Below are 25672 nucleotides of genomic sequence, written 5' to 3'. Positions count from 1 at the left end.
GATAGCGCCTCTCCAGTTCGTTACGCAGGTTTCCGCGGGCGCGATAGAGGAGAGCGCGCTGGGCCTGCCCGGACACTTCCAGAATCTCGGCAGCCTCATCGGGCGTCAGTCCGACGAGATCGCGGAGGATCACGAGTTGACGTTGCCGCGCAGGCAATCCGGCCACAGCAGCTCGAACCTGCCCCACGAGCTCTCGCGTCACGGTCTCGTCCTCGGGCAAGAACCGCCTCGACGGTGGGACGCTCCAGTGTCCGGCATCGGGATGCCCGGGCGGGTGTATCCGCCCGCTCAGCGGATCGGCGGCTTCCTGAGCCAGCAGCTCATGCTTGCGGATCCGTGATTCATGGCGGCGGTGACGCGACGCCGTGTTTTTCACTATGGCGAACAACCACGTCGTCACCGAGGAACGACCCTCGAATGAATGTGCCGACTGCAGGATCTGCAGCCACGCTTCTTGCACGGCCTCCTCGGCAGCTGCCGGTGAATCCACCATCGTGCGAGCGAAGTTCACCATCTGCTTGTGAAAATCGCGGACCAGGTCGGCCAGCGGAATGCCGCCCACCTGCGGGTCGGTGCTGTCGAGAGGAACGGACACCGACGTCATGTGCAGCGGCCGAGTTCCCATCTGAGCTGGGCCTCGGACGGGGACTGGACGGGAATGAAGGCCGCTTCCCGGTAGCGCCGGCTTGCCGAGGTACCGCTGACATATCCCTTGCCCCCGGCGGTCCTGATCTCCAATGCTGCACTGGCGCTTGCGATTTCGGCTGCGCCGAGCCGCAGCGAAAGCAGATCCTTCTTCGTCGGCTGATTCGGGGTGCCCACCGCCGCGGCAAAACTCGCCAGGGTGGTCTCGGCGAGTGCGAGCCTGCCGACGAGTGAGTCAACCTCGGCGGCGAATACGGAGTTGACCCCGTGCGACCCGAGCCGGCTCTGCTCCAGGCTGGTCGAGGCCAGGCCCAGGCACCTGGCGGACTGCAGGACCAGGAAGGTAGGGCGGACGGCGCCGATGAATTCCGCGAAGTCGGTCGACAGCACCTGCTCGGTCGCGATTCGGACGCCCTTCAGCTTGAGAGACGACGAGGCGGTGCTGCCGAGCCCCAACAGGTCGAACTGGTCTCCCACGATGATGCCCGGGGTGTCGAGCGGCATTGCGGCGACGAGCTTTTCGCCGGTCTCGCAGCGTGCTGCGGTCACCAGCATGGAGTCGGGGTAGAGGTTGCTGGCCCACCTGATGGGGCCATACAGTTCGTATCCGTCCTCGACCGGTGCTGCCCTCAGCTCGAGGGCTCCGCAGCCTGCCGCATCCTTGAACGCGGACGCCATGGCCGTCACACCGAGGGCCTGTCCTTGCAGCAGCGGTTGGACCGCCGTTGTGCTGTAAGCGGTTTGGGCGGTCGACAGGTATTCCACCACCATCCGGTTCGCCCACACCGAGAACGCTGTGCTCATGCACACCGCGGCGATCTCGCCGATGACCGTTGCCATCGCAGGCAGCCGACCATCGGCGTTGTCCGGGGCGCCCAGACCGAGCAGCCCCGCCTCGCCCAGGGCCGCGAAACTGCGCCGCGAGCTCGCCTCGCCGAGATCCAGGGCCGCGGCGTGCGCAGCGATGTCGGAAAGCAGCGCGTTGTCGAGGCTGCCTGCCGCGGCGCCGGCAGTCGGCGTGAGGGCTCTCATGAGGCGACGAGTGTTGACTCGACGATCGCAGGGCGCCGGAATGTGTTGACGACCGGCGACCAGGTGATGGCGTTGTCGTGAATCTGCTGAAGTGTTTTCTCGTCGGTGTCGCCAGCAAGGGTGACCTTGCAGCGGACCTCGGTGAAGCCGGGGATTTTGTCGTCCGGCGTATCACCGACACCCCACACCGCGGAGATGTCGATGTCGCCTTCCATCTCGACTTCGATCTTCGTCAGCGTCACGCCGTGGTGAGTCGCGTTGGCCAGCATGCCGACCGAGATGCAGGAACCCAGCGCGGCCAACGCGGTCTCCGACGGATTGGGTGCCGAGTCGTCGCCCAGCAGGGCGGGTGGCTCGCCGACCAGCACCGGCGACAGGTTGCGGACGTACGTCAGGTTGCGGAAGCCGGCCTCGCACACCGTCTTGGCTTTGAGGGTCTTTTTGCCGGCGCCGGGCCCGGCCCTTGCGCTGCACGAAAGCCGGTCAAGGCCCTCGGCGTCGATGACAAGACCATCGGTCATGAACGTCCTCCCAGTGACGGAGATTCTGCCTTCGCCGGTTTAGTGCTCAGCAAGCGCCGTTGCGTGATGGCGGCACCGAACCATTTACGGACAAGACACGAATCGTCACACCACCGAAACGCACCGGCCGCGGGACGTCTACGTGCACTTTCGGGGCGGGCGGCGCAAATCCTGCGCTCGAGCGGCAGCGTCGTCGAGCTTTTGAATCGTGGTGAAGAAATGCCGGGCCCGCGACGGTGATTCGATGCAGGGCGTGGCGGCGCGATATGGCACCATAAGAGCCATGCCAGGACGTCTTACCGCCCGATTCCTTTGTGGTGCAGTCGTATCGACGGGAGCGCTGCCGAGCCTCGGCGTTGCGTCCGCACCCGCCGAACCGTGCCCGGACGTGCAGGTGGTGTTCGCCCGCGGTACCGGCGAGCCACCTGGCGTCGGGCCGACGGGGCAAGCATTCGTCGACTCGCTGCGCCCGCGACTGGGCGCAAGGTCGCTCGACGTCTACCCGGTCAACTACCCCGCCAGCGACGAGTGGGCGACCGGCCTCGACGGAATTCGTGACGAAGGCGCTCACGTCGTTTCGATGGCCAACACCTGCCCCAACACCAAGATGGTGCTCGGCGGCTACTCGCAGGGCGCAGCAGTGACGGGCTTCGTCACCTCAGCCGCAGTCCCGGACGGCGTCGACCCGGCGACGGTTCCGAAACCGCTGGATCCCAAGATCGCCGACCACGTTGCCGCCGTCGTGCTTTTCGCCATGCCCAATGTCCGGGCGATGAATTTCCTCGGCCAGCCGCCGGTTTCCATCGGCCCGGCCTACCAGGCGAAGACCATCAAACTGTGCGCACCGGAGGATCCGGTTTGCTCCGACGGAATGAATTTCGCCGCGCACGACAGTTACGCAGGCGACGGAGCCATGATCGACCGCGGGGCGGCGTTCGCCGCGAATCACGTGGGCCCGCCACCTCCCGGCCAGAGCCCGCCGCCCGCGCCCGCACCGCCACCACCGCCGCCGCCCGCCGACGACCAGCAACCAGGCGCCTGAATCTGGTTGTGCGGGCTGGCCGCAGCGGTATCGCTGACCGATGACCCGGTCTGCCCGGTGGTGAAAAGCCTGCGACCGATATTCGCAGCGCGCTATGGTGCTGGCACGTTGCTGGAAGGTTGCTGTGGAGGGCTCGTTGCAGGGGACTTCGTTCGGAAAGTACCGGCTCCTCGAATTGCTGGGCCGTGGCGGCATGGGCGAGGTGTGGCGAGCCTACGACACTGCGATCGACCGGATCGTCGCGATCAAGATCCTGCCCGCCGAGATGTCCAAAGACGGGGTGTTCCAACAGCGGTTTCGGCGGGAAGCCCATGCGGCCGCGCGACTGAACAGCCCACATGTCATCCCGATCCACACTCACGGGGACATCGACGGACGGCTGTTCGTGGACATGCGGCTGATCGAGGGCCGCGACCTGCAGTCCGTCCTCGCCCGCGGTCCGCTGCCGCCGGAGCGGGCGGTGCGCATCATCGAGCAAGTCGCGAAGGCGTTGCACGACGCACACAAGGTGGGGCTGTTGCACCGGGATGTCAAGCCCTCCAACATTTTGCTCGACCACGACGACTTCGCCTATCTGATCGATTTCGGAATCGCCCGCGCGGCGGGCGAACTGGGCTTGACGGCGGCCGGAGACGTGGTCGGCACCTACCATTACATGGCGCCGGAACGATTCAACGCCGGACAGGTCGACGCCCGCTCGGACATCTACTCGCTGGCCTGCGTGCTGTATGAATGCCTGACCGCACGGTACCCGTTCCCCGGCGACAGCCTCGAGCAACAGATCACCAACCACCTCACAGCTCCGCCACCGCAGCCGTCGACCACCAATCCCGGATTACCTGGCGGCTTCGACATGGTCATCGCGCGTGGCATGGCGAAAGACCCCGCCGCGCGCTACCGCACCGCCGTCGAGCTGGCGCGCGCCACCCGGGAGGCCATCACCACGCCGGTCGGTTCGCCGCACCCGTCTGCTCCGACACAGCCGAGGATTCCCAGCCGCGACCAGGCGCGGACCCCGCCACCGCAGGCGCCGGCGCCACCATGGTGGCGCCGCAAAGCCGTCGTGATCTCGACGGCCGCCGCACTGGTCGTCGCAGCGGTCCTCGCGGGCGCGACTCTCGCCATCGGCCATCGCAGCGCGGGAGGCGGCGACTCACGCCAGGTGACGCTGCCGTTCACCGGTCTGCGGGAACCACAAGGCGTTTCGGTGGATATCGGCGGAACCGTGTACGTCGCCGATACCCCCCACAACCGGGTGCTGGCATTGGCAGCCGGCTCGACCGGCCCCGCCGTGCTGCCCTTCGACGGCCTGAACTATCCGACCGGTGTGACCGCGGACAATACCGGCACGGTTTACGTCACCGACGCCGGCAACAAGCGCGTGGTGGTGTTGCCGGCCGGCTCGACCACCCAGATCCAGCTGGCCTTCACCGATCTCGGCAACCCCACCGGTATCACGGTGGACAGCAGCCGCACCGTCTACGTCACCGACACGGCCAAGAACCGGGTGGTGGCGTTGCCGGCCGGCTCGAACCGGCAGACCGAGCTACCTTTCGCGGGCCTCAGCGCGCCCACCGGTGTGGTCGTGAACAGCAGCGGAACCGTCTACGTGGCCGACGGCGGCAACAACCGCGTGCTGGCATTGCCGGCCGGCTCGGATACCCAAGCGGCACTGCCCCTTACCGGCCTCAAAGAACCGGGCGGTGTGACGGTGGACAACGAGGGCGCCGTGTACGTCACCGACAGCCAGAACGACCGCACACTGAAACTTCCGGTCGGGTCCACGACGCAGATCGAACTGCCCTTCACCGGCCTGGACAATCCGTGGGGTTTGGCGGTCGACAGCAACGGCACCGTCTACGTCGCGGACCACAGCAACCAGGTGGTGGCCCTGCGGCAAAACTGACCGCCGCGCAGCACGTAGCGCGCCATACAGGAAGATGTCCTGGTGTTCGGGCTCGTCGTCGTCGTAACGCTGGTTGCCGCCGTCGTCCTGGGAACAGTGCTGGGCAAGCGCTATCGCATCGGTCCCCCGGTCCTGCTCATCCTGTTGGGCGCCCTGCTTGGACTGATCCCCCGCTTCGGCGGGATTCGGCTCGACGGCGAAATCGTGCTGCTGCTGTTCCTGCCGGCAATCCTCTACTGGGAGAGCATGAACACCAGCTTTCGCGAGATCCGGGCAAACCTGCGCGTGATCGTGCTGATCAGCGTCGGCCTGGTGATCGCCACCGCCGTCGCGGTGTCGTGGACGGCGCGAGCGCTCGGAATGGAGTCACACGCGGCCGCGGTCCTCGGCGCGGTGCTTTCGCCGACCGATGCCGCGGCGGTGGCCGGGTTGGCCAAACAGCTGCCGCGCCGGCCCCTCACCGTGCTGCGCGCCGAGAGCATCATCAACGACGGCACAGCGCTTGTGATGTTCGCGGTGACCGTCGCCGTCGCGACCGGAAGCCCCGCGATCGGCCCGGTCGCGCTGGTCGGTCGGTTTGTCGGCTCCTACCTCGGTGGTATCGCCGCCGGGCTGCTGGTCGGCCTGGCCGTGACGATGCTGCGCCGCCGGCTCGACGCGCCGCTCGAAGAGGGCGCCCTGAGCGTGTTGACGCCGTTCGCGGCATTCCTGCTCGCCCAGTCGATTCACTGCAGTGGTGTCGTCGCCGTCCTGGTGGCCGCGCTTGTGCTCACCTACGTCGGGCCGCGGGTGATCCGGGCCCGGTCGCGGCTGCAGTCGTTCGCGTTCTGGGACATTGCGACCTTCCTGATCAACGGCTCGCTGTGGGTGTTCGTCGGAGTGCAGCTCCCGAGCGCAGTGCGGGGCATCTCGAATCTCGACGGCGGACTCGGCCGCGCGGTGCTACTGGCACTTGCTGTCACCGGTGTCGTCGTCGCGACCCGGGTTGCCTGGACCGAAATCACCACCGTGCTGCTTCGCACTCTGGACCGTCGCGAGGCCCAGCGCGCCCGCCGCGTCAACTGGCGTCAGCGCGCGGTGTCCAGTTGGGCGGGATTTCGCGGCGCGGTGTCGCTTGCCGCCGCGCTGGCCGTCCCGCTGACCACGCGTGCCGGCACGCCATTCCCGGACCGCAACCTGATCATCTTCGTGGTGTCGATCGTGATCCTGGTGACCGTCCTCGTCCAAGGAAGCACCCTGCCCATCGTCGTTCGTTGGGCTCGGTTGCCCCAAGACGCCGGGCGCGCCGACGAATTGCAGCTGGCCCGCACTCGCAGCGCCGAAGCCGCCCTCGAAGCACTGCCGCAGGTGGCCGGCGAACTCGGTGTCGGCGAGGAGCTATTGCGCCGTCTGCAAAAGGAATACGAAGAACATGCGGCGCTCGTCATGGCCGACGCCTCGGCGCCGAACAACCCGGCCGAGCAGAACGACCTGGTGCGACGGGTGCGTCTCGGGGTGCTCGAACACAAGCGCCGGGCCGTCACCGAGCTGCGAGACCGCAATCGCATCGACGACATCGTGCTGCGCGAGCTGCAGACCGCGATGGACCTCGAGGAGGTGCGACTTCTCGACCCTGCCGACACCGAATAGCTTCGAATACGCCGCACTCCGATGCGGATATAGTTCGGCGATGACGTTGCAGCAAAGGAGCAGCCACGGAATGCGGATTTCACTGTTGGCGGCCACCGGAGTCGCTGTAGCGGCCACGCTGGTGGCCGGCTGCCACAGCAATTCGAAGTCGTCGACCGCCACATCGGGAGCAGCCAAACCGACCGCAACCAGTCACGCCTCGACGCCGGCATCACCTGCCGACTACACCAAGCTGCTGATCGGGCCGAAAGACATCAACGCGCCCGACACCTTCACCGCCGGCCCGCCGACACCGAACCCGAATGGCCAGCAGGGCGCGGCGATCACATTCACCGACGACGACGGCAGCCACGTCATCCGCGACACCATCGTGGTCCTTCCGGATCCCGCCGCGGCGGCGAATGCGCTCGATGCGGCCAAGGCGGCGCCGCCCGGCGCCATATCCGGGCCGCCTGTCGCGACGGACGTCGGCGCCGGCGGAACGACGATCTCAGGGGATGCACCCGACAAATCCAAGGGAATCACGGTGTTGATGTTCACCGAGGGCAGGGCGTTCGTCACACTCGAATTCGACGGCCCCAGCGGCATGTCCGCACCGCCGGATTTCGTCAGCGATGTAGGCAAAAAACAAGACGCCGCCATCAAGCAGGGGCTGCACGCCTAACGGCCTTACCGCAGTGGCACTTTCGCGGCGATCTGCCTAGCGAGGTCGACAGCCGAGTTTTTCGGGTCCGGGCTGCAGGTGTTGACGTCGACGATGATGTTGTTTTTCAGCGCCAGCGCGCGTCCGCAGGCCCAGCCACCGGCTCTGGCATTCTGTTGCGTCGCAACCACGCTCAGTATGCCGTCGGCGTTGGATATCGGTCCGGCAGTCCACTCCGTCCCCGACTGAATGTGGCGGTACTGGTGGCACGCCGGCCACTGTTTGGCCGAGTTGTTGAAGAACGCGCCGGCTTGTTTGGCGGTGGGAAACAACACCACCGCCTCCTCGGCGTAATGGGTGAAGTTGTCGCCGTCGTTGAACGCCTGATCGCGCATCGCGGTGAAACCACTGTCCGCATATACCTGGGCCTGCACCGAGCCGTCGATGGCCAGGCATTCCCTGGGTTCCATCGTGGCGCTGTCGTCGGACATCTGGTCGTGTTTCCTGGTGAGTTTCAGTTCGGTCGCGCCCATCACGGGGTTGATCTGCTCGGGAGGCAGCAGCAATCCGTCCAGCTCACGCTCCACAACAGGACGCGGAATGAGCGTCGTGGTGGTGGTGGTTGTCGTCGACTTGGCGCCTTGATTGTCACCGCTGCCGCAACCGGCGGTGAGAATGCAGATGGCGGCGACGGCGAACGCGGTCGCCAGATAGCGCATCTGCGCACCCCCATTCCTGCCGTTGCGAAAACAGATTTCTGCTGCGCCGACCAGAACTTGCGTGTTGTCGAGCCTACCGCGACCGGTGGGGGCCAATGCCAGCAAATTGGCCAATTTCCTGTTCTGCCAGGTGCTCTCAAATTCGCATGCGTGAGGGACTTGAGGGAAGGCCTCAATCCTCGCCGTCGGATTGCGATTCCCCCGGCGTCCACGCCGTCGGCGGGGCGGGCTGACCTGGGAACAAAAAGTCGACGAAAGCCGCGGCCGTGGGTTGCGGTTCGTGGTTGGCCAGTCCGGGACGCTCGTTGGCTTCGATGAAGACATAGTCCTCGCCGGCGATGTCGGGAACCACCAGGTCGATGCCGGTCACCGGGATGCCGATCGCCTCGGCCGCTGCCACCGCGACCCGGCACAATTCGGGGTTCACCTGCGCGGTGACGTCGCGAATCGTGCCGCCCTGATGCACGTTGGCGGTGCGACGCACCCGGAGCCGGGTTCCTTCGGGCAGCACGTCATCCATGATCCAACCGGCCTCGACGACAGTCGCCTCGGTGACCTCGTCGAGCGGGATGGTGGATTCACCACCCGTGGCCTCCGAGCGCCGCCGGCTCTCGGCCGCGATCAGGTCCCGAACGCTGCGATCGCCGGTACCGATGACCTCGGGCGGCAGCCGCAGCGCGGCGGCCACCACCTTGCCGTCGATCACCACCAGGCGAAGGTCCTCGCCGGCGATCCGTTGCTCGATCAGCACTTCGGGATACTGTTCCCGCGCCCGGGCCACGGCGGCGGAAAGCTTCTCCGGGCCGTCCTGCGCGGTGATGCCGACCGTGATGCCCTTGCCCTGTTCGCCGCGAGTCGGTTTGACGACGACCTCGCCGACTTCGGTCAGGAAGGCGTAGTCGGCGTCGTCCAAGGTGGCCAGGCGGGCGCGAGGCACGGTGATGCCGGCCTCTTTGACAAGCCGGCGGGTCAGGCGCTTGTCGTCGCAGCGGCACATGGCGATCGCCGAGGTGTACTCCGACAGCGACTCTCGGGTGACCACGCTGCGGCCGCCGTGGGTCAGCCGCATCTCGCCGGTCTCCGCGTCAAGGACCTCCACCCGGATTCCGCGACGCAGCGCCTCGTCGGCGATGATCCGGGCATAGGGGTTGAGGTCGTCGATCGTTTCCGGCCGCGGGGTGAACAGCGGCTCGTTGATCGCGTTCTTCCGCTTGATCGCCATCACCGGGATGCGGCGAAAACCCAGCTTCTCGTAGAGGGCGATGGCCGCATCGTTGTCGTGCGCGACCGACAGGTCCAGGTAGGCGCGGCCCGTGCGGCGGAAGTGCCCGGCCATCGCGCGGGCCAGGGCTTCGCCGACGCCAGGAAGCGCCGCGGCCGGGTCGACGGCCAGGGTCCACATGCTCGAGCCCCGCTCCGGATCGGAGAACAGCACCTCGTGGTCGACGCCGGTGGCGGTGCCCACGACGGCGCCGTCGTCGTCGCGGACCGCGACCAGGTAGGTCACTGCCTCGGCATGCAGATGGTTGTCCCAGAGCACGTCGACCGGTGCCGGGACCATTCCGCAGCGCACGTACACCCGGTTCATCGCGTCGGCGTCGGACCGGTCGTTCAGCGTCCGCACCGTCACGCCGGGCGGCGCGGCGCCCTCCGGGTCAGAGTCGGTGAAGCGCAGCCGATAGGTGTGGCTGGGATCGATGAAGAACTCGCTCGGCGATTCGGCGACGACGACGTGCGGCTCGCGCGGGTAGATGGAGATGTCGCGCCGCCCGGGCTGTTCCCGTCGCAGCGCCTCGGCCAGGCTCGCGGAATTGGCAAAGGTTTGGCCGAAAATGAGTCGGCCCCAACCCAATTCGAGCTCGACACTTTTGACCATCGCATCCATCAGGTGAGCCGGCGGCGCGTCGTGCAGGCTCAGCGTGATCGCCTCGTCCGAGGGATCGATGGTGCTCATGTCGCCTTGTCTACCCACTTCGCTCAGAGTCCGAACTGGTCGTCGATGATGCCGAGCCAGATCCGCGCGACGTCGATGGCGACCTTTTCGCTGATGAAGGCATGCTGAGTTCCGGTGTACATGTCGCGGAATGCCCGTTCGAAGCGGCTGCCTTCGCGGATCGCGGTGGTGCCGGCCGCCAGATGCGCCCACTCCGCGCAGCTTCGGGCGGTGTCGGTGGCGTGCACGGCGGCCACCCGCATGTCGGCCCGCAAGGTCGGGGTCAGGTCTGCACCGGAGGCGACGGCGGCCTCGGCCGTGCCGAACGCGTCGAGGACCAGCAAGCGGGCGGCGCGCCATGCCGCGACGTGCTGGGCGAGGCCTTTCTGGAATGTCGGGCGGCTGGCCAGCGACTCCCCCATGTCGCTCATTCGATATTTGGTGGCCGCCAGTTCGGTGACGTCGTCGAGCATGCTCTTGGCGACCCCGAGCGCCCACGACGCGTGACCGGCGGCGGTCACCGCCATCAGCCCCATGCGGGTGGCCGGCGACGAGCCGCGGTACGGCTCCCGGCGAAACAGCGGGAACGTCCGGCTTTCCGGCACGAACACGTCGTCGGCGCTGTAGTCGTAGGATCCGGTTCCCTTGAGCCCCTGGACATACCAGCCGTCGCCGAGCGAGATGTCTTCCCGCGCAACGACGGCCACCTGCATGTCGGGAACACCGTCGCTGACCCAGCGCATTTCGCCGTCGTCGAGCGGCAAGAACCCGGCGGCAACGTATTGCGAATGCCCGACACCCGAACCGAAATTCCACGATCCACTCAACCGGTAACCGCCGTCGACCGCAATCCCCTGCCCGTTCGGGAAGAACTGGCCGCCCAGCGTGACGCGGTTGTCGTGGGCCGTGAACACCTCGGCAAAACCTTCGTCGGGCAGGTAGCACGCCGCGGCGAACGTCGACGGCAGGTTCGCGATGCCGACCCAGCCGAACGACCCGTCCTGCCAAGCCATTTCGATCCAGGTCTCGATCATCTCGGCAAACGACGGTTCGACGCCGCCGGCCGCGACGGGATTGAACGCCGACAGCAGCCCGCTGGCCCACATCCCCTCGACAATCGGGGCGGTCAGGGTGCGCTGGCGCTCCGATTCGGCGGCCTCGGCGCGCACGAGCTCCCGCATGCCCCGGGCCAACGCGACGAGCTGAGTACTCGCTGTCGACGTCACCAGGGTCGCTAGCCTTCCAGTGCTTTGGCGGCGCCGGCCAGGATCGCGTTGAAGCTCGAGCGGAGCAGCCGGGAGCTGACCGGCTCCATCAGACTGCCGCCGAAGTACGCCGGATGGGTGTAGCGGGTGACCCAGTCGACGTGCGTGCCGTCGCCGCGCGGGGTGAACGTCAGTGTGCCGCCCTCGTGCTCGAACGGCGGAAACGATCGGAGGATGAGGTAGGAGTAGCTGCGCGGCGGGTCGTACGCCGTGATCTCTTCGCGAAACCAGGTGCCCAGCCCGATCACCCGCCGCACCGCGCCCTCGCCGGGGCCGGTCGTGCCGGGCTCCCAACGGGCTCTAAAGACTGGCGGAGCGGCGGTCAGACTGGCCGGGTCGGCCAGCCAGTCGAAGACCCGTTCAGCAGGTGCGGCAATTGTGCGTTCGATGTGAAGCTCGACCATGAGACCTCCCGTGTCGTCATGCTAAACGCCAAAGACCGGCGCGCCGGCGGGCCCGCCCCGGGCGACCACGAGCGGCATCGACGTGGCCGCATCGGTGCGCAGGATCGTGTGCACCACTTCGATGAGGTCTTCGACGGGCATTAATTTGCCCGGCATACAGCCGCGCGACAACCACAGCGGCACAGCCTGTTTGGCGAGTTCGGGATCCCAGCCCACGTTCATTCCGGTTTGCGCGTCACCTTCACCGCCCGCGCACTCGCCCACGATCAGACAGGTGAAGCCGATGTCTGGGTGTTCGGCCCGCCAGGCTTCCACGAGTCGTTCCAGCGCCGCCTTGCTGACGCCGTACGCGCCGAGGCCCGGCCACGGCGGCCCGAAGGTGCCGGCGTCGGACGAGAGGTAGACCGCTTTGCCGGCGGAGGCGCTCAGATGCGGCATCGCCGCCGCGGTCGCCAGCGCCGCGCCGATGACGTTGGTGTCGAACACGCGCCGCCAGGTGGCCGCGTCGGTGTCGACCATGCGGACCAGCGGCCCGACGGCGGGCGTGTACACCAGGTGGTCGATGCCGCCGAGCGCGTCGGCGGCTTGGCTGATTGCCGCCCGGCACGACGCCTCGTCGGTGACGTCGCATTCGATGGCGGTTGCGCCGGGCCCCGCCTCCTTGGCTGCGGCCTCGATGCGCTCGCGACGGCGGGCGAGAAGCGCGACCCGAGCGCCTCGCTGCGCAAGACCGACGCCGATGCAACGCCCGAGCCCGCTCGAGGCGCCGACCACAACTGTCCTTGACATATTCGCCCTCTCTTGTAACGCCTGCTGCAGGCACAGCGTACAGATCGCGGTGGGTGTCAGTACCGTGAGCGATATGAAATATCTGGACGTCGAGGGAATCGGAAAAGTCAGCCGGATCGGGCTGGGCACCTGGCAGTTCGGCTCGCGGGAGTGGGGCTACGGGGACCAATACGCCTCGGGTGCCGCGCGCGAGATCGTGCAGCGTGCACTTTCCTTGGGAGTCACGCTGTTCGACACCGCTGAGGTGTACGGATTCGGCAAGAGCGAACGAATCCTCGGCGAAGCGCTCGGCGACAAGCGCGCCGAGGTGGCGGTGGCCAGCAAGATCATGCCGGTCGCGCCGCTGCCCCCGGTGGTCAAGCAGCGCGAGCGTGCCAGCGCGCGCCGGCTGCAGCTCGACCGCATCCCGCTCTACCAGGTCCACCAACCCAACCCGGTGGTCCCCGATTCGGTGATCATGCCCGGGATGCGCGATCTGCTCGACAGCGGCGCGATCGGCGCGGCCGGCGTGTCCAACTACTCGCTTGCGCGATGGCAGAAGGCCGACGCCGCGCTCGGTCGGCCGGTGATCAGCAACCAGGTGCACTTCTCACTCGCGTACCCCCGCGCGCTGGACAACCTGGTGCCGTTCGCCGAGCGCGAGAACCGCATCATCATTGCGTACAGCCCACTGGCGCAAGGACTTCTGGGTGGCAAGTACGGCGTCGACAACCGGCCCGGCGGCGTCCGGGCGATCAACCCGTTTTTCGGCGCCGAGAATCTCCGCCGCATCGAACCGCTGCTGCAGACGCTGCGCGCCGTCGCCGCCGACGTCGACGCCAAGCCAGCGCAGGTGGCGCTGGCCTGGCTGGTCAGCTTGCCCGGCGTGGTCGCCATTCCCGGGGCGTCCAGCGTCGAGCAGCTCGAGTTCAACGTCGCCGCCGCCGACATCGAGCTGCCCGCGGATTCCCGCGACGCGCTGACCGACGCGGCCCGCGCGTTCCGGCCGGTCTCGATGGGGCGCTTCGTCACCGACACCGTCCGCGAGAAGCTTCTTCGCCGCTGACGATGCTTGAGCGCAACGTGCTGGGCGGCCCGCTGGAAGAGTGCGGCACCGAGCCGCTCACCGGGTTCTACCGCGACGGCTGCTGCGCGACGGGGCCCGAGGACATCGGCCTGCACACCATCTGCGCGGTGGTGACCGCCGAGTTCCTGGAGCACCAGCGCTCGATCGGCAACGACCTGGTGACGCCGCGGCCCGAGTACCGCTTCCCCGGCCTCACGCCCGGCGACCGTTGGTGTGTCACCGCGTTGAACTGGCTTCGGGCCCACCACGACGGCTACGCCGCCCCGGTCGTGCTGGCCTCCACTCACGAACGCACCTTGGAGGCGGTGCCGCTGGAGGTGCTGCGGGAGTACGCCGTCGACGTGCCCGACGACCTGGGCGAGTTGTAGCGACGCCGTCCTGGCGCGGTCCGGGACCGGTAAACTGGCGCTCTCGACTCCGCGAGAGCAACGACTTGAAGGAATGGCCTCGGTACTACGCCGAGTGATGGAGGATCATGAAGCATCTTGTATCGAACGCGATGCGCGCGGCGGTGTTCGCAATCCCGGTTGCGGTGATGATCTGGGGTGCGCCACTTGCCGGCGCAGTCACGGACGTTGAGGACAATTGTCGTGGCGCCGGTGGCGACTACACGTCGCAGGAGGTGCAACCGCACTGGGGTGCCGCCCCGGTTCTGATCGAGACGTGTTGCACCGCAGGCCAATGCGTTACGTACCGCGACGGCGTAAAGGGACCCACCTACGGAGGGGGTTAGGCGGCCGCGCCGCGGTGACTGGGACGGCGCCGCAACTTCAACCGCTCTATCTGCTGGCGGACAGCCAGCTGCTGTTCTGGAAGCGGCAGGACCGGCTGCTCCTGGATGCAGCGCTCGACGGATTTGCTTGGGACACAGCGTTTAGCGCGGCCTACATCGGCGCCTGCAACGGCGACCGTCCCGAGTTCTACGAGATCTTCGAGGCGGCGATCGAACCGATTGGAATCACCGACCGTCGCATGATCGCTTCGTCGTTCGGCCCCGATGACCGCGCCTTCCTGGAGCGTGCCGAGCTGATCGTGCTGGCAGGCGGCGATGTGCGCAGGGGCTGGAATACGTTCGAAAAGACCGGCATGAAGAACGTGATCCGGCAGCGGTATGCCCAAGGGGCGTTGCTGGTGGGTATTTCGGCCGGCGCGGTCCAACTCGGGCGGTATGGAATCGTCGAGAAATCCGAGCTGCTTGATGTGTTCAATCTTGCGCCGGTGGTCATCGACACGCACGACGAGCGATCCGAGTGGGCACGGCTGGCACGCACCATCCAGTCGCTGGAGGGCGGGGCCACCGGACTCGGATTGCCCTCCGGCGGCGGCGTCGTCGTGCACCCGGATATCACCATCGAGCCGCTACGGCGGCCCGCACACGAATTCCGTTTCGACGGCACCGGCGTCACGCATTCGCTGTTGTACGCCGAAGACGCGTAACCGGCCGGTTCGGCCGTGCACACTTGTGGCATGGACATACGCACCAGCGGGCCTGAGTCCGAGCCACGCCGCACGCTCAACGGCATCTCGGACGTCCGTGCGTTCTTTCACACCAACACCGTGCCGCTGTATTTCATCTCGCCGACGCCGTTCAACCTGCTCGGCATCGACCGCTGGATACGAAACTTCTTCTACCTCACGTACTTTGACTCCTTCGAAGGCGAACATCCGCGGGTGTTCGTGCCGCGGCGGCGCAACCGCATGGATTTCGACTCCATGGAGGATGTGTGCAATTACCTCCTGCGCGATCCCAGCAGCACTTGCGCCACGGCCAAACACACCACAACTCGGCGTCGGTGAGCCGCTTGGGCCGTCCCGGACCACGCCGCGCGGGTCCGAGCACATGATCGTCGATGGTCACATACAGTTCGGTAAGGAGGGCATCGAGGTTCGTCGTCACAAACGTCCATCGATGCCCTCCCACCACATCCGTCACAAGCCGACACGCCGGGACACGCCGCTGCCAGGTCGAATGTGCACTGCCGGCGGGCACGCTCGACGCTTGCCGCAGTCAGTGCACACCGGACGGACAATTGGGAATTACTCATCTAGCGCGGCCGCGACGATGGGCTTGGCCCAAGCCGGCGTGGACGTTAAATCGGACGGCCCGACGATGCGGCCGCGTTCCATGTGCAGCACCAAGACCGGCTGCGGTGCCTGCCCGGCCGCGGGATCAGCGTTCGCTGAGTTGTCGTACACCCGTAGCTCAGTCAGTTCGGGTAGCAATGTCACCAGGTTGATCAGGCTGTGGCGGCAGCGACGGCGGATGTCGGCTTCGGGAATGTCGTGCCCGCCGGCGCGGACCCGTTGTCGCACCCGCTCGATGTGGGCTTCGGCGCTGCCGAGCCCTACGTAGAGGATGTGGACCTCGGCACCACGCTTGGCGGCCTCGGCGAGTAGTCGCGGGATCGTGTTGCCGCCGAGGGTGGTCTCAAAGATGAAGTCGAGGCCTTGATCAATCGCGCACTGCAAGAGCTTTCGACCCTGTTGCCATGCCGCCGCATTAGCCTCGGTCTGGCCAAGTCCGGGATTGGCCGCCATGATCTCGCGTGCCGCCTCGTCAGGGTTGTAGTACTCACCGCCCTTATCGCGGATCGTCGCGCCGACGATGCTGCTTTTGCCGGCGCCATTGACCCCTGCCAGCACGTGTACCTGCGCGGGCCTCGTTGTTTTTCGAGCCATCGGCCGCGCGGGCTCACCGTGGCTGCGCGGTGCGCGCCGCCCTCACCGCGGCGGCGCCCAGTTCCTCCGGCGTGGCATCGAAGGCCGCAGCGACTCCGGCCTTCGCTTTCGGTGTCTGCATGGTGGCCAGCAGCTTGTCGAAGCGCTCAGTGAGATCGTCGAGCGCAGGCGTGGCCGATGCTGTCAGAGCCTCGAATTCGGCATACGACAGCAGTACGGCCCGGGGAGTGTCGTGCTTGGTGATCACCACGGCACCGTTGACGGCAGCCTGTTCGAATACCGCGCCGAACTCGTTTTTGAAGCGACTGGCGGCCACCGTGGGTACATCGACCAGCTTGCCGTCGTGGTTGCGGAAGGAGACCGTGGACATGGCGCTCCCCTCCTTCGTTATCGACACCACACTATTCTAGCCGTTTTGGCTATTTTGTCCGAACGAGACATTTTGTCGAACGTCTCCGTCGTGTCCGGCCGCGAAACCAGGTTTTATGCGAGCATCGGGTCGATCGCCGATCGAGGCACAAGCACCTGCAAGGCTCCGGCCGAGGCGGGCAGCAGTGCGCCCTGATCGAAGAAGAAGTACACCCCGTCGTTGACCACCGCGAAATTCTGGTAGTTGTCCGGGTTGTACAGCGCGCCCGGTGCGATCGGCAAGGGCGGCGGCGTGGGCGTCGCGGCCGCCGGCTGTCCCGGTTGCGCCGGCGGCGCGGCAGGCGGTGCCTGCTGCTTCTGCAGTTCGGCCTGGACGATCGGCCCGACGGTCTTTAGCGGATCGTCCACCCGCCACAACGGCGTGTGTTCTTTGTCGTCCGAAGCGGCCGTGTAGGTGATCGCCTTGCGATAGGTCTGGTCCCAGTTGAACGCCTTCCACGTCGTCTTCGGGCCGCCGACGTTTTGGTACACCTTGAACACGACGGCCTGCGTGCCGCGCGGGGGAATCGCCGAGTTGTATTCCGTCGGCTTCATCGTCAGCTCATAGGGTGTATCGCTGGGCGCGCCCGACTTGGCCGTGTTGAGGAATCCGTCGCGCGTCTGGGATACGTATTCGGCGACCGACTTCTGATCGGGATAGTCCAGCGGGATGCTGATGTCGACGTTGTACCTGGGGTCGGACAGCTGGATCTCACACGTACGGCCGGTATTGGCGCCCTTGAGGTCGGCGCAGTAGTCCTTCGGGGCAGCCTCGGCAATACCGGCAGAGCCGAAGATGGCGGTGGCCGCGACGAGCACGACGATGCTGAAGAAGCGCATAGGTTGAATCCCTCCAAGCAAACGTGGCACCGCGCCGCGGACGAGATGGGCGGGCGGAGCTACCGCTGCATACCGTAGTCCAGGGCCGAGCGGCGTCGGTGTGCTCCGGCCGTGTCGCGCCCGAGGCGGTTATACATCACTAGATGTATGGTGATGTCGTGCGCACGCAAATCACCCTTACGGATGAGGAGATCGAGCTTCTCGATCGCGCCGCCAAAGCAAGCGGTGCATCGCGGGCCGAACTCATTCGTCGGGCAATTCGCGCCACTTACAGCAGCGGAAGCAAAGAAGACCGGATGGCGGCGCTGAAGCGAAGTGCCGGCAGCTGGCGTAGACGCGACTTCACCGGCTCCGAGTACGTCGACGCGGTTCGCGGCGACCTCAACGAACGCCTAAACCGGCTCGGCCTGGCGTGAAGCTGCTCGACACCACGATCGCTGTCGACCACTTGCGCGGCGAGCCGGCCGCTGTCGGCTTTCTCGCGACGGTCATCGAGAGCGGCGAAGACTTAGTGGCCAGCGAATTGGTCCGATTCGAGCTCCTTGCAGGCGTACGCGATAAAGAGCTCGATGCGCTCGAGGAGTTCTGCTCCGCCCTGCGTTGGGCCGCAGTAACCGAGGAAATCGCCCGCGTTGCCGGAGGGCTTGCCCGTCGCTACCGACAAAGCCACAGCGGTATCGGTGCCGTTGATTACTTGATCGCGGCCACCGCAATCGTCATCGACGCCGAACTGCTCACGACCAATGTGCGCCATTTTCCGATGTTCACCAGGTTGGAGCCGCCGTACTGACCTCGTTGGGGCCTTCAGCTGGTCGGCGCCACGATGACGCCGCCTTGGCCGAAAAGCTCGGTGGCCCATTGGTGATGCCGCTGCTCCGTTAGTGTCCTGAGCCAGTAATTCGACACCAGCCCGGAGCGTGCCTCAGAACCGTCCAAGGCGCGCCGAGCGTGGGGGGAAGTACACAATCCGCCCACTTCTCGTCCATATCCCCCACGTTCGACGAACCGAAGGGAACTCGGCGCCCAGCCGTCATCGGTGCTGGTGAGGCGAATACGTTTCAGCGCGCGGTCTTCGGTGAAACCTAAGCCACATGGACACCGGCACTTTTCTCGAACGGCTCAACGAGGATCTGGCTACCGAGTATCAGTCGATCGTTCAGTACACCCAGCACATCGCAACGATCAAAGGACCCGAATACCACTCGATCACCGAGGAATTGGATAGGCACCTCGCCCAAGAGCTGCAGCACGCCAAGATCCTCGCTCAGCAGATCGATTTCCTCGGCGGTACGCCGACCGTGACAGTGCCCGACGTCCCGGACGCTACCGACGGCGCGTCGGCGTTGAAGGCCGATGTGGAACTGGAACGGCGTCAGCTGGACCGCTACCGCCAGCGCGTGATGGAGGCAACCGACTTGGGATTGCCCGATGTCGCCGAGGCATTACGGCCGTTGCTGCAGCAAACGCAGGATCACGTGCGGGAACTGGAAGACGCACTCGGCGGCTGAATCCCCCATCGACTAATGCCTGAAGTATTTGGCGACGACCGCATCGACGACGTCACACCTGGCGACATGATCGCCGTCGACCGCGGCTCTGGCGAACAGCTCTACAAAGTGGTGTTCAAGGACGCGGGCAACGACGGCTATGTCGTGACGCTCGAAGACGACGACGGTGAAACCTTCCAGCTCGAACTAGCTGCAGGCACAGTGGTGCGAACGCATCTGGAATCGAAGTGGGAATCACCGCAAAGTCCTACACGGCACACCGAGGGCTAGCCTATAGACGGTGCCGACGCCGCGGCGGCCTGAAGTCAAGCAAGCATCAGCCGAGGTCATACAGAAATATGGTGGGGCGGGCGGGGCTCGAACCCGCGACCAACGGATTATGAGTCCGCGGCTCTAACCAACTGAGCTACCGCCCCTGGCGCGTCGGCACCATGTTGCCATGGCCCGGCGCGGTCAGCTGAACACCGTCTGGCCGTCAGCATCGAGAAGATACTGCTCGGTGCCCTGCTCGACCCGTGGCGCGTCGGCGCCCAAGGATACGGCGATCTTGTTGCTGGCATTGCGCATCACGTCGAAGGTCAGCTCGACGGCCTCAGTCTCGGAGAAATGCGCCCGCACCGCAGCGGCCACGCTGCGGTCGATGTGCCCCGGCGACCAGATCAGCGCGTCGACATACCGCAACGCCGCCTTCTGACGATCGGTCAGCAATGCCGACGCCTCAAATCGCTCGATGTCGCCGTACAGCGATTCCGACCCGCCGGCATGCAGTGCCGTCGTTTCCCGCAGCGACTTGCACAACCGGCAGTTGTGCTGCGCCGCCCCGCGAAGCCGGACCAGCTCCGACGTCAGCGCGTCGAGCTCACGCAGCCGCGCCACGGCGGGCAGAAATCCGTTGAACACCGCGCCGGCGGGGTTGGTGGAGTGATCCCACGCAATCGGCTCGGTGACCCACCCTAGGTGCTCCTGGCCGACCCCGAGCACTTCCAGCCCTGCCCGCACGCGGGGAACGAAGTCGGCGATGTACATCTGCACCACGGCGCCAAAGGTCTTGTCCCCCAAGGCGGACGACAATCGCGACCGCTGCTCGTCGCCGATCATCGACACGTCGATGCTGAATTGCTCGGCGAACTCGGCCACCACCGTCTCGGTGTCCGACTCCGGCCTGTCCACCGCAACCTCGGATGGCAGCGGCGGCAACGACAACGCTCGCGCGCAGACACTCCGAACCAGCGTCGCGATCCGACCACCGGATAGTGCCACCAACGGCGTCAACAGTCCGTCCATCAGGGAACTATTGCGCCTGGTCGGCTGGGAATCGTCGCGGCGGTCATTCTGCGCCTGTTGCAACCAGGCGGATGTCGGTGTGCGGGAAGTCGTCCCCTTTGGACAGAAGAGGCTCACTACTGATCTTGGCAAGGGCGTAGGAGAAGCAGTCGCCGTAGTTCAGGCCTGCGCGATGCCGTCCCTTGCCGTATCGGCGGTAGGCGACTCGCGCGGCGTCTGCCTGGTCGGCATCGACGGCAACCAGATCGACTGCGGCGCGATGCAGCCACAGATCCAACTCCCGTCCGCCAGGTTCACCGAAGCGAGTCTCGATCACGATGGCCGTCTCCAGGTATGACGCCACCGACATCAGGCGGACATGGTCGGCCTCGACAGCGGCCTCGAATCGTTCCGCCTCCGGCTCATCGCTCAGCATTGCTACCAAAGCGGAGGTATCAATCACCATCAGACAGGTAGTCCGCGCTGGTCATAGCCGAGAATTTGGTCTGCGGACCGGTCATCGACTACCGGCAAGGCCGCGCAGCGGCGGCGGACGGCGGCAAGCTCCTCGCGCAGCGGAATGGCCCGAGTACGCCCGGTTTCACGGGCTAAGCGCTCGCGCAGTGCGATCACTACCGCTTCTGTCAAGCTTTCTCCCGTCCGAGCTGCGAGTTCTCTGGCAAGCCGGTCGGCTTCAGGATGCTTGATGCTCAGCGCCATAGGACAGATTATATACAATCGGCTGGATTCTAGAATACCAGTTTATTGCGCCTGACTGACCGACGACATGTGAAAGTCCGGGATCCGCAGCGACGGCATCGCCGCCCGGGTGGCCCAATCGCCCCACTCACGCGGCAGAGTCACCTCGCTGGCCCCGACCTGGGTTGCCCGCCGCAGCAGATCCAGCGGGCTCTCGTTGAACCGGAAGTTGTTGACCGCCGCGACTACTTCGCCGTCGGCGACAAGGTAAACCCCGTCGCGGGTCAGCCCCGTCAGCAGCAGCGTGGTGGGGTCGACCTCGCGGATGTACCAAAAGGTAGTGAGCAGCAGCCCGCGCTCGGTCTCGGCGATCATGTCGGCGAGCGTGGAATGGCCGCCGGTCATCAGCAGGTTATCTGCGGCCACCGCAACGGGAACGCTGAACTCGGCGGCCGCCGCTCGCGGATAGGCCAGCGCGTTGATCACGCCCTCGCGCAGCCAGTCCACCCGCCCGATGTCCATGCCGTTGTCGAAGATCGACACCGTCTCCGACGAACTCGTGGCGGCGACGAACGGCCCGCATTCCAGCCCGGGTGCAAAGGGGTCGGAGTACAGCGTCAGCGGCATGTCGCTGAGCCGCTCCCCCACCCGGGTTCCCCCGCCGGGCGCCGAAAACGCAGTCCGGCCTTCCTGCGCGCCTCGGCCACTCATCGTCCAGCCCAGATAGATCATCATGTCGGCCACCGTCGACGGCGGCATGATCGTCTCGTAGCGACCCGCGGGCAGCTCCAGAGTTCGCTCGGCCCATCCCAGCCGGGTGGAAAGCTGCTCCAAAAGCGAATCCGTTGGCACATCGGCAAAGTCAGGCGTGCCGACACCGGCCCAGGCGCTGGCACCGCCGCGCTTGGCGTTGATCTCCACCGAGCCGGTGGGCTGTGTGTAGCGTCGTCGCAGCCCGGTCGACGTCGCCACGAACGTCGTCTGCAGCTCGTGGCGGGCAAAGCCGTACAGCTGATCCGCGCCACGAAATCCCAGGCGCAACGCCCCCGCGACGTCCGCGAATACCTCGGCCCCGGTCGCGCGGACCGGGGCATCCCAGTCCTCGGGCACGCCGGTACCGGGCAGCAGCGGCGCGGCGTCACGAGCCTCCGGCGCCGAGCGGGCGGCCTCCGCCGACTCTTCGACCAATCCGGGAATCAGCGAGGGGTCCACCTCGGCTGTGCTGAGCGAGCCAACACGGGCGCTGTTACCTTGGCGGGCAATCGAAATCACCGTGGTTTTGCGGCTGGTCGACACCCCGTTGGTGGTCATCGAGTTGTTCGCCCAGCGCAGCGACGCCTCGCTGCGGTCGCTGACGATCACGATCGTCTCGTCGGCGCGTCGCGACGCACCCAACGCCGCCTCGACGACCTGCTGCGCCCCGATCATCGGCCCGCCTCCGCCCGAGTGTTGAGCACGCTGACCCCGCGGAACAACGCCGACGGGCAGCCGTGGCTGACGGCGGCCACCTGACCGGGCTGGGCCTTGCCGCAGTTGAAGGCCCCGCCCAGCTGCCATGTCGACCGCCCGCCAACGACTTCCATCGAATTCCAGAAATCGGTGGTGGTGGCCTGGTAGGCCATATCGCGCAGCTGACCGTCCAACCGCCCGTTGCGAATCCGGAAAAACCGCTGCCCGGTGAACTGAAAGTTGTAGCGCTGCATATCGATTGACCAGGACTTGTCGCCGACGACGTAGATGCCATCCTCGACCCGGCCGATCAGGTCGGCGGTGCTCAGCTCGTCGGTGCCCGGCTGCAGCGACACGTTGGCCATCCGCTGGATCGGTACATGGTGCGGCGAGTCGGCATACGAACAGCCGTTGGACCGCGACTGCCCGAGCCGCGGCGCGAACACCCGGTCGAGCTGGTAGCCGACAAAGATCCCGTCGCGCACCAGATCCCAGCTTTGCGCGGCCACTCCCTCATCGTCGTAACCGATGCTCGCCAAACCGAATTCGACGGTGCGGTCGGCGGTCACATTCATCACCGGTGAGCCGTAGCGCAGTGTGCCGAGCTTGTCGGGAGTGGCGAAAGATGTTCCGGCGTAGGCGGCTTCGTAGCCGATCGCGCGGTCGTATTCGGTGGCGTGCCCGATGGACTCGTGGATGGTGAGCCACAGGTTGGTCGGGTCGATCACCAGGTCTTTGCGGCCGGGCGTCACGCCGGGCGCTTTGACCTTCTCGGCCAGCAGCAACGGGATCTGAGCCAGCTCGTCGCTCCAGTTCCACACCTCGTCGCCGGCCACCACCTCCCAGCCCCGGGCCGTCGGCGGCGCCAGCGTGCGCATGGTGTCGAAGCCGCCCGCTGCGGCGTCGACGTTGACCGCCTCCAATCGCGGCAGCAGCCGCACCCGCTGTTGAGTGATCGTCGAGCCGAACGTGTCGGCGTAGAAGGTCTGCTCCTTGACCGCGGTCAGCCCGGCTGTGACGTGGTCGACCCCGTCGGCCGCCAGCAGGCGGCCTGAATACTCCGCCAGCACGGCGACCTTGGCGGCGGTGGACACCGTGAACGGGTCGACCTCGTAGCTCGATACCCAGCTGGCGTCGCGGTACACCGGCTCGGTGGCGAGCTCGATGCGTTCGGCGTTCAGCGGCGCCAGCGCGGTGGCCACTGCCACCGCCCTGTGCGCGGTCTCGGCGGCGACGGGCGCCGACAGCTCGGCATGTGAGGCGAATCCCCAGGTGCCGTCGACGATCACCCGCACGGCCAAGCCGAGTTCGCGGCTGATGACCGCGGTCTCCAGCTCGCCGTCGCGCAGCCGGATGACTTCGCTGGTGATGCGGTGAATCCGCAGGTCCGCGTGGCTGGCCCCGGCCGCTTTGGCCGCCGACAGCGCGGCATCGGCCAGCTCGTGGCGGGGCAGGTCGAGAAAGTCGTCGTCGATTCCCCGGGTCGGCGTCACGATTCCACCGTAGCGAGCGGCTTTAATACACCCATGGCGCGACGCTCGACTGCGCTGGGATATGCGCTGCTGGCCCCCAGCCTGTTCGGCGTGGTCACGTTCCTGCTGCTGCCCATCCTGGTCGTGGTGTGGCTGAGCCTGCACCGCTGGGATCTGCTGGGACCCATCGAGTATGTCGGACTGGACAACTGGCGCTCGGTGCTGGCCGACTCGACGTTCGGCAACTCGCTGCTGGTGACGCTGATCTTCGTGGCGATCGTGGTGCCGGCGCAGACCATGTTGGGGTTGGCGGCCGCGGCGCTGCTGGCGCGGGAGCTGCCCGGCAGCGCCGCGTTTCGCACGCTGTATGTGTTGCCGTGGATCTGCGCGCCGCTGGCGATCGCGGTGTTGTGGCGCTGGATCCTGGCGCCGACCGACGGCGCGGTCAGCACGGTCTTGGGGCATCGCATCGAATGGCTCACCGATCCGGGTCTGGCGTTGCCGGTGGTGTCGGCGGTGATCGTGTGGACGAATGTCGGCTACGTCGCGCTGTTCTTCGTCGCGGGCATCCTTGCGATTCCGGCCGAGATCCACGCCGCGGCGCTGACCGACGGCGCGACGGCCTGGCAGCGGTTCTGGCGCATCACGTTGCCGATGCTGCGGCCCACCACATTCTTTGTGCTCGTCACCGGAATCGTCAGCGCGGCACAGGTTTTCGACACTGTGTATGCGTTGACCGGCGGCGGACCGGCCGGGCGCACCGATTTGGTCGCGCACCGCATCTACGTCGAGGCGTTCGGGGCGGCGGCGATCGGGCGGGCCGCGGTGATGGCGGTGGTGCTGTTCGTGATCCTGGTCGGCGTCACCGTCGTGCAGCATCTGTATTTCCGGCGGCGGATCAGCTATGACCTCGTCTAGGGCCGCGGCCGTGTATGCCGGGCTGGGGCTCGGCGCGCTGATCACGTTGGCGCCGTTCGCGCTTGCCTTGCTGACGTCGTTCACCTCCGCACGCCAGTTCGCGACGGGCACCCCGCTGTCGTGGCCCCGCCCGCCGACGCTGGCCAACTACACCGACCTGGCTGGCGCCGGTTTCGGCCGGGCGCTGGCGGTCACCGCATTGATGACGGCGGTGATCCTTCTCGGCCAGCTGAGCTTTTCGGTATTGGCCGCATACGCCTTTGCGCGGCTACGGTTCCCCGGCCGTGACGCTCTGTTCTGGGTCTACATCGCAACGTTGATGGTGCCTGCGACCGTGACCGTGGTGCCGCTGTATCTGATGATGGCCCAAGTGGGTCTGCGGAACACGTTCTGGGCGTTGGTGTTACCGTTCGTCTTCGGTTCGCCGTACGCGATCTTCCTGTTGCGCGAGTACTTCCGCGCCATTCCCGACGACCTGATCAACGCCGCCCGCCTCGACGGCGCCAACACGCTCGATGTGATCATGCACGTGATCGTGCCGGCGAGCAGACCCATCCTGGTGACGCTGATGCTGATCACGGTTGTGTCGCAGTGGAACAACTTCATGTGGCCGCTGGTGATCACCAGCGGCGCCAAGTGGCGGGTGTTGACGGTCGCGACAGCGGCGCTGCAGTCCCGCTACAACGCCCAGTGGACGTTGGTGATGGCAGCCACGACGGTGGCGATCGCGCCGCTGATCGTGCTGTTCGTGGCATTCCAGCGTCACATCGTGCGCTCGATCGTCATGACGGGGCTCAAATGACTGTCGAGATTGCGCTGAGGGCTGTGATTTTCGCCGATTT

Annotated in this window: 28 protein-coding genes, 1 tRNA gene and 3 pseudogenes; 14 read left to right on the top strand and 18 right to left on the bottom strand. The window is 66.4% G+C overall.

Annotated features, from left to right (window positions below; genetic code table 11):
• Position 1 precedes the first annotated feature (1 nt).
• From AWB95_RS10880 to AWB95_RS10870, 3 genes and pseudogenes are all read right to left on the bottom strand, one after another.
• Positions 2 to 604: pseudogene (locus AWB95_RS10880) on the bottom strand (RNA polymerase sigma factor); the annotation flags it as partial.
• Positions 601 to 1677, bottom strand: a complete 1077-nt coding sequence (locus AWB95_RS10875; RefSeq protein ID WP_062541241.1) for an acyl-CoA dehydrogenase family protein — start codon at positions 1675 to 1677, stop codon at positions 601 to 603. The pseudogene AWB95_RS10880 and the gene AWB95_RS10875, both read right to left, overlap by 4 nt.
• Positions 1674 to 2198: an OsmC family protein gene (locus tag AWB95_RS10870; RefSeq protein ID WP_062541240.1), complete on the bottom strand. Its 525-nt coding sequence runs from the start codon at positions 2196 to 2198 to the stop codon at positions 1674 to 1676. The genes AWB95_RS10875 and AWB95_RS10870 overlap by 4 nt, the downstream gene beginning before the upstream one ends.
• A 283-nt stretch (positions 2199 to 2481) precedes the next feature.
• Here AWB95_RS10870 and AWB95_RS10865 point away from each other — a divergent pair, with 283 nt between their 5' ends.
• From AWB95_RS10865 to AWB95_RS10850, 4 genes are all read left to right on the top strand, one after another.
• Positions 2482 to 3240: a cutinase family protein gene (locus AWB95_RS10865; protein WP_084707285.1), complete on the top strand. Its 759-nt coding sequence runs from the start codon at positions 2482 to 2484 to the stop codon at positions 3238 to 3240.
• A 136-nt stretch (positions 3241 to 3376) separates the two neighbouring features.
• Complete coding sequence (locus tag AWB95_RS10860) at positions 3377 to 5146, top strand: serine/threonine-protein kinase PknD (RefSeq protein ID WP_085168205.1); 1770 nt, start codon at positions 3377 to 3379, stop codon at positions 5144 to 5146.
• Between the two features lie 42 nt (positions 5147 to 5188).
• The gene (locus AWB95_RS10855) at positions 5189 to 6775 is read left to right on the top strand and encodes a Na+/H+ antiporter (protein ID WP_062541080.1); all 1587 of its coding nucleotides are present in this window, start codon (positions 5189 to 5191) and stop codon (positions 6773 to 6775) included.
• Positions 6776 to 6845: 70 nt separating this feature from the next.
• Entirely contained in the window at positions 6846 to 7439 is a 594-nt protein-coding gene (locus AWB95_RS10850; protein ID WP_062541081.1) for a hypothetical protein, read from the top strand.
• Positions 7440 to 7444: 5 nt separating this feature from the next.
• On the opposite strand, the gene AWB95_RS10845 is transcribed toward AWB95_RS10850, so the two are convergent.
• The 5 genes from AWB95_RS10845 to AWB95_RS10825 form a co-directional block, all read right to left on the bottom strand.
• Complete coding sequence (locus tag AWB95_RS10845; RefSeq protein WP_062541082.1) at positions 7445 to 8137, bottom strand: sensor domain-containing protein; 693 nt, start codon at positions 8135 to 8137, stop codon at positions 7445 to 7447.
• A gap of 172 nt (positions 8138 to 8309) precedes the next feature.
• Positions 8310 to 10091: an N-acetylglutaminylglutamine synthetase gene (gene ngg, locus AWB95_RS10840; RefSeq protein ID WP_062541083.1), complete on the bottom strand. Its 1782-nt coding sequence runs from the start codon at positions 10089 to 10091 to the stop codon at positions 8310 to 8312.
• A 23-nt stretch (positions 10092 to 10114) separates the two neighbouring features.
• Positions 10115 to 11296, bottom strand: coding sequence for an acyl-CoA dehydrogenase family protein (locus AWB95_RS10835; protein WP_062541084.1), 1182 nt, complete (start codon positions 11294 to 11296; stop codon positions 10115 to 10117).
• An 8-nt stretch (positions 11297 to 11304) separates the two neighbouring features.
• A complete protein-coding gene (locus AWB95_RS10830) occupies positions 11305 to 11739 on the bottom strand; it encodes an SRPBCC family protein (RefSeq protein WP_062541085.1) in 435 nt (144 codons plus the stop codon).
• A gap of 21 nt (positions 11740 to 11760) precedes the next feature.
• The gene (locus AWB95_RS10825) at positions 11761 to 12528 is read right to left on the bottom strand and encodes an SDR family oxidoreductase (protein ID WP_062541086.1); all 768 of its coding nucleotides are present in this window, start codon (positions 12526 to 12528) and stop codon (positions 11761 to 11763) included.
• A 73-nt stretch (positions 12529 to 12601) separates the two neighbouring features.
• On the opposite strand from AWB95_RS10825, the gene AWB95_RS10820 reads away from it, so the two are divergent.
• From AWB95_RS10820 to AWB95_RS10805, 4 genes and pseudogenes are all read left to right on the top strand, one after another.
• A complete protein-coding gene (locus AWB95_RS10820) occupies positions 12602 to 13573 on the top strand; it encodes an aldo/keto reductase (protein ID WP_062541087.1) in 972 nt (323 codons plus the stop codon).
• Positions 13574 to 13575: 2 nt separating this feature from the next.
• Positions 13576 to 13962 (top strand): DUF2237 family protein, encoded by a 387-nt coding sequence (locus AWB95_RS10815; RefSeq protein WP_062541088.1) that lies wholly within the window; start codon positions 13576 to 13578, stop codon positions 13960 to 13962.
• A gap of 379 nt (positions 13963 to 14341) precedes the next feature.
• Entirely contained in the window at positions 14342 to 15031 is a 690-nt protein-coding gene (locus AWB95_RS10810) for a Type 1 glutamine amidotransferase-like domain-containing protein (protein WP_062541089.1), read from the top strand.
• A gap of 30 nt (positions 15032 to 15061) precedes the next feature.
• Positions 15062 to 15349 (top strand): annotated as a pseudogene (locus AWB95_RS10805) (biotin carboxylase); the annotation flags it as partial.
• Here AWB95_RS10805 and AWB95_RS24115 read toward each other — a convergent pair.
• The 4 genes and pseudogenes from AWB95_RS24115 to AWB95_RS10790 all read right to left on the bottom strand — a co-directional run.
• Positions 15334 to 15491, bottom strand: a pseudogene (locus AWB95_RS24115) (IS982 family transposase); the annotation flags it as partial. The pseudogenes AWB95_RS10805 and AWB95_RS24115 sit on opposite strands and share 16 nt — an antisense overlap.
• A gap of 140 nt (positions 15492 to 15631) precedes the next feature.
• On the bottom strand, positions 15632 to 16273 hold the full coding sequence (locus tag AWB95_RS10800) for an ATPase (RefSeq protein WP_062541091.1): 642 nt from the start codon (positions 16271 to 16273) through the stop codon (positions 15632 to 15634).
• A 13-nt stretch (positions 16274 to 16286) separates the two neighbouring features.
• The gene (locus tag AWB95_RS10795; RefSeq protein ID WP_062541092.1) at positions 16287 to 16643 is read right to left on the bottom strand and encodes a type II toxin-antitoxin system Phd/YefM family antitoxin; all 357 of its coding nucleotides are present in this window, start codon (positions 16641 to 16643) and stop codon (positions 16287 to 16289) included.
• Between the two features lie 113 nt (positions 16644 to 16756).
• Positions 16757 to 17521: an RsiV family protein gene (locus tag AWB95_RS10790; protein ID WP_085168185.1), complete on the bottom strand. Its 765-nt coding sequence runs from the start codon at positions 17519 to 17521 to the stop codon at positions 16757 to 16759.
• A 158-nt stretch (positions 17522 to 17679) separates the two neighbouring features.
• On the opposite strand from AWB95_RS10790, the gene AWB95_RS10785 reads away from it, so the two are divergent.
• The 4 genes from AWB95_RS10785 to AWB95_RS10770 all read left to right on the top strand — a co-directional run bounded on the left by AWB95_RS10785 (position 17680) and on the right by AWB95_RS10770 (position 19299).
• Positions 17680 to 17937, top strand: a complete 258-nt coding sequence (locus AWB95_RS10785; RefSeq protein ID WP_099539739.1) for a ribbon-helix-helix domain-containing protein — start codon at positions 17680 to 17682, stop codon at positions 17935 to 17937.
• Entirely contained in the window at positions 17934 to 18311 is a 378-nt protein-coding gene (locus AWB95_RS10780; RefSeq protein ID WP_062539881.1) for a type II toxin-antitoxin system VapC family toxin, read from the top strand. The genes AWB95_RS10785 and AWB95_RS10780 overlap by 4 nt, the downstream gene beginning before the upstream one ends.
• A gap of 301 nt (positions 18312 to 18612) precedes the next feature.
• Positions 18613 to 19029, top strand: a complete 417-nt coding sequence (locus AWB95_RS10775; RefSeq protein ID WP_062539880.1) for a ferritin-like domain-containing protein — start codon at positions 18613 to 18615, stop codon at positions 19027 to 19029.
• A gap of 15 nt (positions 19030 to 19044) precedes the next feature.
• Positions 19045 to 19299, top strand: coding sequence for a hypothetical protein (locus AWB95_RS10770; RefSeq protein ID WP_062539879.1), 255 nt, complete (start codon positions 19045 to 19047; stop codon positions 19297 to 19299).
• Between the two features lie 69 nt (positions 19300 to 19368).
• Here the strand turns inward: AWB95_RS10770 and AWB95_RS10765 are convergent.
• The 6 genes from AWB95_RS10765 to AWB95_RS10740 all read right to left on the bottom strand — a co-directional run bounded on the left by AWB95_RS10765 (position 19369) and on the right by AWB95_RS10740 (position 23933).
• Positions 19369 to 19445: transfer RNA gene (locus AWB95_RS10765), tRNA-Ile, on the bottom strand.
• A 37-nt stretch (positions 19446 to 19482) separates the two neighbouring features.
• Positions 19483 to 20313: a carboxymuconolactone decarboxylase family protein gene (locus tag AWB95_RS10760; RefSeq protein ID WP_062539878.1), complete on the bottom strand. Its 831-nt coding sequence runs from the start codon at positions 20311 to 20313 to the stop codon at positions 19483 to 19485.
• A 43-nt stretch (positions 20314 to 20356) separates the two neighbouring features.
• Positions 20357 to 20758, bottom strand: a complete 402-nt coding sequence (locus tag AWB95_RS10755) for a type II toxin-antitoxin system VapC family toxin (protein WP_062539877.1) — start codon at positions 20756 to 20758, stop codon at positions 20357 to 20359.
• Positions 20758 to 21012, bottom strand: coding sequence for a type II toxin-antitoxin system VapB family antitoxin (locus AWB95_RS10750; RefSeq protein ID WP_084707099.1), 255 nt, complete (start codon positions 21010 to 21012; stop codon positions 20758 to 20760). The genes AWB95_RS10755 and AWB95_RS10750 overlap by 1 nt, the downstream gene beginning before the upstream one ends.
• Positions 21013 to 21054: 42 nt before the next feature.
• Complete coding sequence (locus AWB95_RS10745; protein WP_085168183.1) at positions 21055 to 22419, bottom strand: TldD/PmbA family protein; 1365 nt, start codon at positions 22417 to 22419, stop codon at positions 21055 to 21057.
• Positions 22416 to 23933, bottom strand: coding sequence for a TldD/PmbA family protein (locus AWB95_RS10740; protein ID WP_062539876.1), 1518 nt, complete (start codon positions 23931 to 23933; stop codon positions 22416 to 22418). Before AWB95_RS10740 ends, AWB95_RS10745 begins: the two co-directional genes overlap by 4 nt.
• A 33-nt stretch (positions 23934 to 23966) precedes the next feature.
• Between AWB95_RS10740 and AWB95_RS10735 the strand changes: the two genes are divergently transcribed.
• Both AWB95_RS10735 and AWB95_RS10730 read left to right on the top strand, forming a co-directional pair.
• Entirely contained in the window at positions 23967 to 24830 is an 864-nt protein-coding gene (locus AWB95_RS10735; protein ID WP_062539875.1) for a carbohydrate ABC transporter permease, read from the top strand.
• On the top strand, positions 24817 to 25632 hold the full coding sequence (locus tag AWB95_RS10730) for a carbohydrate ABC transporter permease (RefSeq protein WP_062539874.1): 816 nt from the start codon (positions 24817 to 24819) through the stop codon (positions 25630 to 25632). The genes AWB95_RS10735 and AWB95_RS10730 overlap by 14 nt, the downstream gene beginning before the upstream one ends.
• Positions 25633 to 25672 lie beyond the last annotated feature (40 nt).

The sequence above is a fragment of the Mycobacterium celatum genome (genome assembly GCF_002101595.1).
Taxonomy (GTDB): domain Bacteria; phylum Actinomycetota; class Actinomycetes; order Mycobacteriales; family Mycobacteriaceae; genus Mycobacterium; species Mycobacterium celatum.
Note: the sequence above shows the minus strand (reverse complement) of the source record. Positions and strands in the feature narration are given on the sequence as shown.